This is a genomic window from Marinobacter sp. (assembly GCF_033722195.1).
In the GTDB taxonomy this organism is placed as follows: domain Bacteria; phylum Pseudomonadota; class Gammaproteobacteria; order Pseudomonadales; family Oleiphilaceae; genus Marinobacter.
Genome location: NZ_JAWVZL010000095.1, coordinates 1 through 11,631, shown reverse-complemented (window position 1 = coordinate 11,631; position 11,631 = coordinate 1). Strand labels below are relative to the sequence as shown.

At 66.4% G+C, this 11,631-nt stretch carries 10 protein-coding genes and 1 tRNA gene; all 11 read left to right on the top strand.

The window, feature by feature from the left end; genetic code table 11:
• A partial coding sequence (locus tag R3280_RS13755; protein WP_318999183.1) for a glycine--tRNA ligase subunit alpha occupies nt 1-538 on the top strand: 538 nt, incomplete at its 5' end.
• 2 nt (nt 539-540) lie between these two features.
• Nucleotides 541-2,622, top strand: a complete 2,082-nt coding sequence (gene glyS, locus R3280_RS13750; protein WP_318999182.1) for a glycine--tRNA ligase subunit beta — start codon at nt 541-543, stop codon at nt 2,620-2,622.
• A gap of 8 nt (nt 2,623-2,630) precedes the next feature.
• Complete coding sequence (gmhB, locus tag R3280_RS13745) at nt 2,631-3,182, top strand: D-glycero-beta-D-manno-heptose 1,7-bisphosphate 7-phosphatase (protein WP_318999181.1); 552 nt, start codon at nt 2,631-2,633, stop codon at nt 3,180-3,182.
• 81 nt (nt 3,183-3,263) lie between these two features.
• Nucleotides 3,264-3,340, top strand: a tRNA-Pro gene (locus R3280_RS13740).
• A gap of 176 nt (nt 3,341-3,516) precedes the next feature.
• Nucleotides 3,517-3,933, top strand: coding sequence for an NADH-quinone oxidoreductase subunit A (locus tag R3280_RS13735; protein WP_318999180.1), 417 nt, complete (start codon nt 3,517-3,519; stop codon nt 3,931-3,933).
• Between the two features lie 136 nt (nt 3,934-4,069).
• Nucleotides 4,070-4,750: an NADH-quinone oxidoreductase subunit B gene (locus R3280_RS13730; protein WP_318999179.1), complete on the top strand. Its 681-nt coding sequence runs from the start codon at nt 4,070-4,072 to the stop codon at nt 4,748-4,750.
• A gap of 95 nt (nt 4,751-4,845) precedes the next feature.
• Entirely contained in the window at nt 4,846-6,621 is a 1,776-nt protein-coding gene (gene nuoC / locus R3280_RS13725) for an NADH-quinone oxidoreductase subunit C/D (protein WP_318999178.1), read from the top strand.
• Nucleotides 6,618-7,136, top strand: coding sequence for an NADH-quinone oxidoreductase subunit NuoE (nuoE, locus tag R3280_RS13720; RefSeq protein WP_318999177.1), 519 nt, complete (start codon nt 6,618-6,620; stop codon nt 7,134-7,136). Before nuoC ends, nuoE begins: the two co-directional genes overlap by 4 nt.
• A complete protein-coding gene (nuoF, locus tag R3280_RS13715; protein ID WP_318999176.1) occupies nt 7,133-8,500 on the top strand; it encodes an NADH-quinone oxidoreductase subunit NuoF in 1,368 nt (455 codons plus the stop codon). The genes nuoE and nuoF overlap by 4 nt, the downstream gene beginning before the upstream one ends.
• Before the next feature lie 66 nt (nt 8,501-8,566).
• Nucleotides 8,567-11,326 carry an NADH-quinone oxidoreductase subunit NuoG gene (nuoG, locus tag R3280_RS13710; RefSeq protein ID WP_318999175.1) on the top strand — a complete coding sequence of 920 codons (2,760 nt, stop codon included), beginning with the start codon at nt 8,567-8,569 and terminating at the stop codon, nt 11,324-11,326.
• Nucleotides 11,323-11,631: NADH-quinone oxidoreductase subunit H (locus tag R3280_RS13705; protein ID WP_318999174.1), on the top strand; the 309-nt coding region annotated here is incomplete at its 3' end. The genes nuoG and R3280_RS13705, both read left to right, overlap by 4 nt.

Below are 11,631 nucleotides of genomic sequence, written 5' to 3'. Positions count from 1 at the left end.
GGAGATTACCCAGTTCACCTATTTCCAGCAGGTCGGGGGTATCGATTGCAAGCCGGTGTCAGGAGAAATCACCTACGGCCTGGAGCGCATCGCCATGTACCTGCAGGGCGTCGACAGCGTCTACGACCTGGTCTGGACCCACGGCCCCGATGGCGTGGTGACCTACGGTGATGTGTTCCACCAGAACGAGGTGGAGATGTCCACCTACAACTTCGAGCAGGCCGACACCGAGTTCCTGTTCCACAGCTTCGATGTCCATGAGCGCGAAAGCCAGCGCCTGATCGAAGCCGGGCTGGCGCTGCCGGCCTATGAACAGGTGCTCAAGGCCTCCCACACCTTCAACCTGCTGGACGCCCGTCACGCCATTTCAGTGACCGAGCGCCAGCGCTTCATTCTCCGGGTTCGGACCCTGGCCCGCGCCGTCGCCCAGGCCTACTTCAACAGCCGCCAGGCGCTGGGCTTCCCGATGGCGCCCGACAACCTGCGCCAGGAGATGCTGGCCGCCGCTGACACCGAACTCGAGAAAGGACACGCGTAACCATGGCAACACAGGATTTTCTGGTCGAGATCGGCACCGAGGAACTGCCACCCAAGGCCCTCAAGACCTTGTCCGACGCCTTCACCGAGGGCCTGGTCAAGGGTCTGGACAACGCCGGTATCCAGCACGGCAAAGTGGAAGCCTTCGCCGCTCCCCGCCGCCTGGCGGTCCGGGTCCGTGACCTGGCGGCGGCCCAGCCCGACAAACCGGTGGAGCGCCGCGGCCCGGCCGTGAAGGCCGCCTTCGACGATGCCGGCAACCCCACCCGGGCACTGACCGGCTTTGCCACATCTCAGGGCGTGACCCCGGACCAGCTCGACACTCTGGAAACCGACAAGGGCGCCTGGGTGGTCTACCGCACGGTGGAGCAGGGCAAGGCCACCTCCGAACTGCTGCCCGGCCTGATCGAGCAGTCCCTGGCCGGCCTGCCCATCCCCAAGCGCATGCGCTGGGGGGCCCACAAGACCGAATTCGTGCGGCCGGTACACTGGGTGATCCTGCTGTTCGGCAACAAGGTCATCGACGCCCCCATCATGGGCCTGACCCCGGGCAACAAGACCCGTGGCCACCGTTTCCACTGCCCCAAATCCCTGATCATTCCCACCCCGGCGGATTACGAGGTGGTGCTGAAGAAGGAAGGCTGGGTGATCGCCGACTTCGACCAGCGCCGTGAGCGCATCCGCGCCGGCGTCAACGCACTCGCCGCCGAGCAAGGCGGTGGCCGGGCTGTCATCGACGAGGACCTGCTGGATGAGGTGACCGCCCTCAACGAATGGCCGGTACCCCTGCTGGGCCGTTTCGAGGAACGCTTCCTGGAGGTGCCGCCGGAGGCGCTGATTTCCTCCATGAAGGAACACCAGAAGTATTTCCACCTGGTGGACAGCCAGGACCGCATGCTGCCGCTGTTCATCACCGTGGCCAACCTGGAGAGCAAGGATCCGGCCCAGGTGGTCTCCGGCAACGAGAAGGTGATCCGGCCACGGCTGTCCGACGCCGCCTTCTTCTACGAGACCGACCGCAAGACGCCGCTGGCCGACCGCCAGGACCAGCTCAAGCCCATCGTGTTCCAGGAGAAGCTGGGCAGCCTCTACGACAAGTCCGTGCGGGTGGCCGCCCTGGCCGAGAAGATCGCCGACGCCATCGGCAGCGACCCGGCCCTGGCTCATCGCGCCGCCATGCTGGCCAAGACCGACCTGGTCACCGAGATGGTGCTGGAGTTCACGGATCTGCAGGGCATTATGGGTCAGTACTACGCCAGCCACGATGGCGAGCACCAGGATGTGGCCCGGGCCCTGAACGAGCAGTACATGCCGCGCTTCGCCGGGGACCAGCTGCCGGCCACCCTGACCGGCTGCGCCGTTGCCATCGCCGACCGCCTGGATTCCCTGGTGGGACTGTTCGGCATCAACCAGCCGCCGTCCGGCACCCGCGACCCCTTCGGTTTGCGCCGGGCGTCCCTGGGTGTGCTGCGCATCATCATCGAGCGCGAACTGCCGCTGGACCTGCAGACCTGCTGCGAATGGGCGGCCGCCAATTTCACCGGCCTCAGCGCTGAAGATCCCGCCACCACCGTGGTGGACTACATGCTGGAGCGTTTCCGCGCCCACTATGAAGAGCAGGGTATCGGCGCCGAGGTGTTCCTGGCGGTGCACGCCCGCCGGCCCACCCGGCCGCTGGATTTCGACCGCCGGGTGCACGCCGTCGAGGCCTTCCGCCAGATGCCGGAAGCCCAGGCCCTGGCCGCCGCCAACAAGCGGGTCTCCAACATCCTCACCAAGCAGGGTGGCGATACCGTCGGCGAACAGGTGGACGCCCACCTGCTGCAGGACGACGCCGAGAAAGCCCTGGCGGAACAGGTCAACCGGCTCGCGGACGAGGTGCTGCCGCTGTTCGAGAGGGGCGACTACACCGCGGCCCTGAGTACCCTGGCCAGCCTGCGGGCACCGGTAGACCGGTTCTTTGACGAAGTCATGGTAATGGCCGATGATGAAGCTGTACGCAACAACCGGCTGGCGCTGCTGAACAGGTTGCGTAACCTGTTCCTGCGGGTGGCGGACATCTCGCTGTTGCCGGCCGCCAACTAGAGAAAGCGATGTTGATTATCCTGGATCGGGACGGGGTTATTAACCAGTACGACGGCGACTACATCTGTTCCGCCGATGACTGGCACCCCATACCCGGCAGTATCGAGGCGGTTGCCCGGCTTTCCCGGGCCGGCCACCGGGTCGCGGTGGCCACCAACCAGTCCGGCATTGGCCGTGGCTACTACGACCATGACGGCCTGGCCGCCATGCACGACAAGATGCAGGCCCTGGTCAATGCGGCCGGCGGCTGTGTCGATCATATTGCCTATTGCCCCCACCACCCGGACGATGGCTGTGGCTGCCGCAAACCCCGGCCGGGCATGCTCAACGCCATCCGCGACCATTTCGGCCTCAGGACCCTGGCCGGCTGCGTCATGGTGGGAGACAGCCGCAAGGACCTGAAAGCGGGCCTCAACGCCGGCTGCACACCCTACCTGGTGCGCACCGGTAACGGCGCCAGGACCGAGCGTAACCTGGTCAACCGGCCCCTCGGCAGCATCGCGGTCTTCGACGATCTCAGCCAGCTGGCGGACCACCTGCTGATGGCCAACGCCGGCTGAAAACCCTTGGCAGGGCGCGCCAAAAATCCCCCGGCGGCACGCTGGCATTCGCCGCCGCGATCAGTATAATACCGCGCATATCGGCGTGTGGCGCAGCTTGGTAGCGCACTTCGTTCGGGACGAAGGGGTCGCAGGTTCGAATCCTGCCACGCCGACCATCTTTCCCGCTATGCCCTTTCTCCTGCTTTTCAGCTCTGATCTCCCTGTATCTTGGCTATTGACACGTCCGGCCTCATCACGGTCCCGGGACGTCGACCATTTGCGCTTCTGTCCATCCCCTGTTAGCTTTTAAAACAGGTTCTTACGAAAGCGCATCGGTCCATTGGAGGGGCACATGAGCGATCAGATAACCCAGGCCGTTGCCCAACACTGGGCGGTGGGGCTGTTTGTGGCGGCCACACTGGGCCTGTGTGTGTTCATGATCGGCGCCTCCGCGCTTCTCGGTGGCCGCAGCCGCGGCCCCAGCAAATCCCTGCCGTTCGAATCCGGCATCCTCGGTACCGGCAGTGCCCGCCAGCGGTTCTCGGTGAAATTCTATCTGGTCGCCATGCTGTTCGTGATCTTCGATATCGAGGCGGTGTTCCTGTTCGCCTGGGCGGTGGCGGTGGAAGAGGTGGGCTGGCCCGGCTTCTGGGGTGCGGCCATTTTCATTCTCATCCTGCTGGCGGGGCTGCTCTACGACAGCCGTGTGGGTGCCCTGGACTGGGCACCCAAACACCGCCAACCGCCGGAGAACCGGAGCCACGGTTGAAATCCGCCGGGCCACGGGCCACTGTTAAAAACGTGATGCAAGCCAGCACGGGCCATACCTTGCCCGTCCGCCGTGGTTTTGTCGGCAGGCCGGAGCTTCCGGACCGGCCCCACGCACCTGAACGGAGAGCCGTCCCATGCCCTACACGCTGACACCGGCCGACCAGGTCATCGCCAGTGACAACGAGCGCTATCCCCTCGGCCGGGACCGGCAGGTGAAGGATCCGGTGCAGCAGCAGCTGGAACGCAACGTCTTTACCGGCAAACTCAGCGAGGTGCTCCACAACGCCGTCAACTGGGGCCGCAAAAATTCCCTGTGGCCCTACAACTTCGGACTGTCCTGCTGTTACGTGGAGATGACCACGGCCTTCACCTCGCCCCACGACATCGCCCGCTTCGGCTCCGAGGTGATCCGGGCGTCACCGCGGCAGGCGGATTTTATCGTGATCGCCGGTACCTGCTTTATCAAGATGGCACCGGTGATCCAGCAGCTGTACGACCAGATGCTCGAGCCCAAGTGGGTGATTTCCATGGGCTCCTGCGCCAACTCCGGCGGCATGTACGACATCTACTCGGTGGTGCAGGGAGTGGACAAGTTCCTGCCGGTGGACGTTTACATACCCGGCTGCCCGCCCCGTCCGGAAGCCTTCCTGCAGGGTCTGCAGCTGCTCCAGGACTCCATCCAGGAGGAGCGCCGGCCGCTGTCCTGGGTGGTGGGGGATCAGGGCGTCTATCGCGCCGAGATGCCGTCGCAACGGGAGAAACACCGGGCCGAACGCATGCAGGCCACCGAACTGAGGACACCGGACAAACTCTAGCGCCAGGCAGTACCGCCAGGCAGGCCCTGGCCAGTAGGGGAGCACGCTGTACCCCGTCGATCCACGACTGAGTCATCAGGAGCAGAACGACGATCATGACGTCAGCCACCTCCGCAGACACTGCGGTTGCAGACACCGACGACATCGTCCGGGCGCTGGAGCAGCGCTTCGGCGCCGATCTCTATGTGCGCCAGGCCACCCGCACCGGTATGCCGGTGGTGTGGGTGGACCAGAGCCGGCTGATCGAAACCCTCACCTTTCTGCGGGACCTGCCGCAACCCTTTAACCTGCTGTACGACCTGTCCGCCATCGACGAGCGCCTGCGCAGCCACCGCCAGGGTCTGCCGGAATCGGACTTCACCGTGTTCTACCAGCTGATGTCGCTGCAGCGGAACAGCGACATCCTGCTCAAGGTGGCGCTGCACCGGGACCAGTTGAGCCTGCCCAGCTGCGTGTCGGTGTTCGCCAACGCCAACTGGTACGAGCGTGAGGTCTGGGACATGTTCGGCATCGAGTTTGCCGGCCACCCCCGCCTGACCCGTATCCTGATGCCGCCCACCTGGACCGGTCATCCCCTGCGTCGGGACTACCCCGCCCGCGCCACCGAGTTCGACCCCTACACCCTGACAGTGGCGGGCCAGAACACCGAGCAGGAAGCCCTCAAGTTCGAACCGGAGGCCTGGGGCATGCGCCGGGAGCGGGACGGCAGCGAATTCATGTTCCTCAACCTGGGCCCCAACCATCCGTCCGCCCACGGCGCCTTCCGCATCGTGCTGCAGCTGGACGGCGAGGAGATCGTCGACTGCGTGCCGGACATCGGCTATCACCACCGCGGGGTGGAGAAGATGGCCGAGCGCCAGTCCTGGCACAGCTTCATCCCCTACACCGACCGGGTGGACTACACCGGCGGCGTCATGAACGACCTGCCCTACGTGCTGGCGGTGGAAAAGCTCGCCGGCATCAAGGTGCCGGAGCGGGTGGAGGTGATCCGGGTGATGATGGCGGAGATGTTCCGCATCAGCAGCCACCTGCTGTTCCTGGGCACCTACCTGCAGGACCTGGGGGCCATGAGCCCGGTGTTCTTCACCTTCAGCGACCGCCAGCGCGCCTACAAGGTGATCGAGGGCATCACCGGCTTTCGAATGCATCCGGCCTGGTTCCGCATCGGCGGTGTCGCCCAGGATCTGCCCACCGGCTGGCAGGCCCTGGTGCAGGAGTTCCTGGACTGGATGCCCAAGCGGCTGCGGGAATACGAGAAGGTAATGATGGAGAACGCCATCATGCGGGAGCGCACCCGCCACATCGCCGCCTTCAACACCGACGAGGCCATCCGCTGGGGCGTCACCGGTCCCAACCTGCGGGCCACCGGCTGCGATTTCGACCTGCGCAAGCAGCGGCCCTATTCCGGCTATGACCGCTTCGACTTCGAGATTCCCCTGGGCAGCAACGGCGATGTCTTCGACCGCGGTCAGGTGCGGATCGAGGAGATGCGCCAGAGCCTGCGCATCATCCAGCAGTGCGTCGACCACATGCCCGCCGGCGACTACAAGGCCGACCACCCGCTGACCACGCCGCCGCCACGGGAACGCATGCTGCAGCACATCGAGACCCTGATCACCCATTTCCTGCAGGTGTCCTGGGGGCCGGTGCTGGCGCCCAACGAATCCTGCCAGATGATCGAGGCCACCAAGGGCATCAACAGCTACTACCTCACCAGTGACGGCAGCACCATGAGCTACCGCACCCGGATCCGGACCCCGAGCTTCCCCCACCTGCAGCAGATCCCGGCGCTGATGCGGGGCGGCTTCGTGCCGGACCTGATCGCCCATCTGGGCAGCATTGATTTTGTCATGGCGGATGTGGACCGATGAGCGAATCAGCAGCAACCAGCCAGCGTATTGCCAGTGACGGCGACGGTTTTGTCCTCCACAGCGACGACCGCAACGCCATCGTCGCCGAACTGGGCCATTTCGAGCAGCCCCAGGCGGCCTGCATCGAAGCACTGAAGATCGTCCAGCGCCGTCACGGCTGGGTGCCGGACGGTGCCATCCCGGCCCTGGCGGAGGTTCTGGGGGTGGGGCCGGCGGATGTGGAAGGGGTAGCCACTTTCTACAGCCTGATCTTCCGCCAGCCGGTGGGCCGTCACGTGATCCTGGTGTGCGACAGCAGCTCCTGTTTTCTCACCGGTTTCGACGACCTGCGGGCGGCGCTGGAACGCACCCTGGGCATCGGCTTTGGCCAGACCACCAGCGACGGCCGTTTTACCCTGCTGCCGGTGTGCTGCCTGGGGGCCTGCGACGGCGGCCCGGCCATGATGATTGACGACGACACCTTCGGACCCGTGAGCGCCGAGGATCTCGACCACCTGCTGGAGAGCTATCCATGAGCCAACGCGATGGCCTTCGCTACCGCAGCCGGCTGATGCAGCTGGCGTCCGATCGCAGTCCCGAGACCCATCCGCTGACCTGGCGGCTGCACGACGACGGCCGGGTGGTGGAGCTGGCCGACTACGTCAACCGGGACGGCTACCGGACCGTGCGGGACACCCTCAACCATCGGAGCCGGCAGGATGTGATCAAGGCCATGAAGGAGGCCAACGTCCGCGGCCGCGGCGGCGCCGGCTTCTCCGCCGGCCTGAAATGGAGCCTGACCCTCCAGGGCGACGACATGCCCCGGGGTTACCTGGTATGCAATGCCGACGAGATGGAGCCGGGCACCTTCAAGGACCGGCTGCTGATGGAGCAGCAGCCGCACCTGCTGATCGAGGGCATGATCCTGGCGGGCTACGCCAACAACTCGAGGCTGGGCTACATCTTCCTGCGGGGCGAATACGTGGAATCGGCGCGGGTACTGACCCGGGCGCTCGCCGAAGCCCGGGAGAATGGCTGGCTCGGCGACAATATCGCCGGCAGCGGCTTTGACTTCGACATCATCCTGCACACCGGCGCCGGCCGCTACATCTGCGGCGAGGAAACCGCCCTGATCAACTCGCTGGAAGGCAAGCGCGCCAACCCCCGCGCCAAGCCGCCCTTTCCCGGCCAGTCCGGGGCCTGGGGCAAACCCACGGTGGTCAACAACGTGGAAACCCTGTGCAACGCGCCGGCAGTGATGCAGCACGGCGCCGACTGGTTCCAGCAACTCTCCGGCGGCCGCACCGACGACGGCGGCACCAAGCTCTACGGTGCTTCCGGCCTGGTCAACCGGCCGGGCCTGTGGGAACTCCCCATCGGCACCAAAGGCCAGGAGATTCTGGATCTGGCGGGCGGCCTGCGCAACGGCCGCAAGCTCAAGGCCTGGCTGCCCGGGGGCGCCAGTACCGGTTTCCTGCTGCCGGAGCACCTGGACCTGCCGCTGGATTTCGACACCGTGGGAGAACAGGGCAGCCGCCTGGGTACCGGCCTGATTACCGTGGTCACCGAAGACCAGAGCATGGTGTCGCTGATGCGCAACCTAGAGCAATTTTTTGCCCGGGAATCCTGCGGCTGGTGCACCCCCTGCCGGGACGGCCTGCCCTGGAGCGTGAAACTGCTGCAGGCGCTGGAGCGGGGTGAGGGCGAGCAGGGGGACGTGGAGCTGCTGGACAAGTTGGCCGCCGATTGCGGCCCCGGCCTGACCTTCTGCGCCCATGCCCCCGGCGCGGCCATGCCGCTGGAGACCGCGCTGAAGCATTTCCGCCACGAGTTCGAGCAGGGTGTCCGCCACAGCCAGGGGGTTGCCCATGCCGATCCGATTCCGGTGGGTGACTTATGAATGGTAACCCTATGAACCAGAACCCGTGCTCTGCCGGGCGCCGGCCCGGGAACAGGAGGTAAGCCTATGGCAACCATCCACGTGGATGGCCACAGCTACCAGGTTGATGGCGCCGACAACCTGCTCCAGGCCTGCCTCTCCCTGGGCCTGGACATACCCTATTTCTGCTGGCACCCGGCCATGGGCAGTGTCGGGGCCTGCCGCCAGTGCGCGGTGCGTCAGTACAAGGACGAGGACGACGACCAGGGCATGATCGTGATGTCCTGCATGTCCCCGGCCAAGGATGGCACCCGCATCAGCATCGCCGACGACGAAGCCCGGGAATTCCGTGCCAGTGTGGTGGAGTGGCTGATGATCAATCATCCCCACGACTGCCCGGTGTGCGAGGAGGGCGGCCATTGCCACCTGCAGGACATGACGGTGATGACCGGTCACGACCGGCGCCGCTACCGCTTCCGCAAGCGCACCCATCGCAACCAGTACCTGGGCCCTTTTATCGCCCATGAGATGAACCGCTGCATCACCTGCTACCGTTGTGTGCGCTTCTACAATGACTACGCCGGTGGCACCGACCTGGGGGCCTTTGGCGCCAACGACAATATCTATTTCGGCCGTCACACCGAGGGCGTGCTGGAGAACGAGTTTGCCGGCAACCTCACCGAAGTCTGCCCCACCGGGGTGTTCACCGACCAGACCCATTCCGAGCGCTACACCCGCAAATGGGATCTGCAGTTTGCCCCCAGCATCTGCCACCAGTGCGCGGTCGGCTGCAACATCAGCCCCGGTGAGCGCTACGGCGATATCCGCCGCATCGAGAACCGTTACCACGGCGAAGTGAATGGTTACTTCCTCTGTGACCGGGGCCGTTTCGGCTACGGCTATGTCAACCGCAACGACCGGCCGCGGCAGCCCCAATGGCGCGGCCAGCCCGGCGAGGCGGCCATGACCCTGTCCGTGGACCATGCCCTGGACCGGGGGGGCGACGCCCTGCGCAGCGCCCAGCGCATCATCGGCATCGGCTCGCCCCGGGCCAGCCTGGAAAGCAACCATCAGTTGCGGGCGCTGGTGGGACTGGAGAATTTCGCCACCGGCCTGGCCGCCGCCGAGCAGCGCAGCCTGGAACGCATGAACCAGCTCAATCGCAGTTGCGGCCTGCCCACTCCCAGCCTGCGGGAGGTGGAGCAGCACGATGCCGTACTGGTGCTGGGGGAGGACCTGATCCAGAGCGCCGCCCGGCTGGGGCTGGCGGTACGCCAGGCGGCCCTGGGCCGGCAGCCTGAGCTGGCAGCCGGTATCGGCATCCCGGCCTGGAACGCCGAAGCGGTCAAGACCCTGGGTCAGGACCGCTATCACCCGGTATTCATTGCCTATCCCGCCGCTACCGGCCTGGATGCGGTGGCCCGCAACCGTTACCCCCTGGCGCCCAAGGACATCGCCCGACTCGGCTTTGCCGTGGCCCACTGCCTGGATCCGGAGGCGCCGGAGGTGCCGGACCTGGACAAGGGCCTGCGCCAGCAGGCCCGGCAGATCGCCGACAGCCTCGACCAGGCCCGGCGCCCGCTGGTGATCAGCGGTGCTTCCCTGGCGGAGCCCGCCATCCTGGAAGCGGCCGGCAATGTCGCCCGGGCCCTGGCCCGCCGCGCCAAGCCCGGTGGCCTGGTGCTGGTGCGGCCGGAGGCCAACAGCACCGGCCTGGCCCTGATGGGTGGCCAGAGTCTGGAGTGGGCGCTGGAACAGCTGGAGCAGGACCGGGCCGATGCCCTGGTGGTGCTGGAGAACGACCTCTATCAGCGCGCGCCCCGGCAACAGGTGGACCGCGCCCTGGCGCAGGCCCAGACCCTGGTGGTGCTGGACCACCAGAACACCGAAACCCTGGCCCGCGCCACCCTGGCGCTGCCGGCCGCCAGTTTTGCCGAGGGCGACGGCACCCTGGTAAGCCTGGAAGGCCGGGCCCAGCGCTTTTTCCAGGTCTACGATCCCGGCTATATCCGCCCCGAGACCCGCATCCACGAAAGCTGGCGCTGGCTCCACGCCCTCACCGCCAACATCCGGCGCGAGACGGCCGCGGACATCACCCTGGACACCGTCACCCGCGCCTGCGCCGAATCCGATCCGGCCCTGACCGGGATCCTGGGCGCCGCCCCCGGTTCCGACTATCGCATCGACGGTCTGCGTCTGGCCCGGGAACCCCATCGCTACAGTGGCCGCACCGCGATGCGGGCCAACCTGTCGGTGGCGGAGCCCAGGGTGCCCCAGGACCCGGACACCGCGTTTGCCTTTTCCATGGAGGGTTACAGCGGCTCGGACCGGCCCCGCCAGCTGGTGCCCTTCGCCTGGGCGCCGGGCTGGAACTCACCCCAGGCCTGGAACAAGTTCACCGACGAGGTGGGCGGTCACCTCAAGGGGGGCGACCCCGGTGTCCGACTGCTGGCGCCGGTGCCGGGCCAGTACGACTACAGTGGCGAGGTGCCGGACCCATTCCACTGTGACCCGGATAACTGGCAGCTGGTACTGCTGCCACGGCTATTTGGCGGCGAGGAAACCTCCCGGCGCGCCGAACCCATTCAGGAGCGCACCGAGCCGGCCAGGCTGACCCTGTCCCAGGCTGACGCCGACCGGCTCAAGACCTGCCCCGGCGAGACCCTCAGCGTCCTGGTGAACGACCTGTTCGTGGTCCTGCCGGTCCACATCGACCCCTGCTGGCCGGCGGGTCTGGCCGGCGTGCCGGTAGGGGTGGAGCCGGCCCTGCGATCCGGCCAGCGGGTCACGCTGGCGGCCACAGCCGGCACCGGCGAATCCGGCCAGCAGCCGGAGGTGCGGCCATGAGCTGGCTGTCACCACAATGGGCCGCCAACCTGCTGGCCATGGGCCAGGCCCTGGTCATCCTGCTGGCGGCAGTTCTGATCGGCGCCGTCATGACAGTGGTTGAACGTCGCCTGCTGGGGCTCTGGCAGGACCGCTACGGGCCCAACCGGGTGGGGCCCTTCGGATCGCTGCAGCTGATCGCCGACATGATCAAGATCTTCTTCAAGGAGGACTGGATCCCGCCCTTCGCCGACCGCACCCTGTTCGTGCTGGCGCCGGGTATCGCCATGGCGTCCCTGCTGCTGTCCTTCATCATCATTCCCATC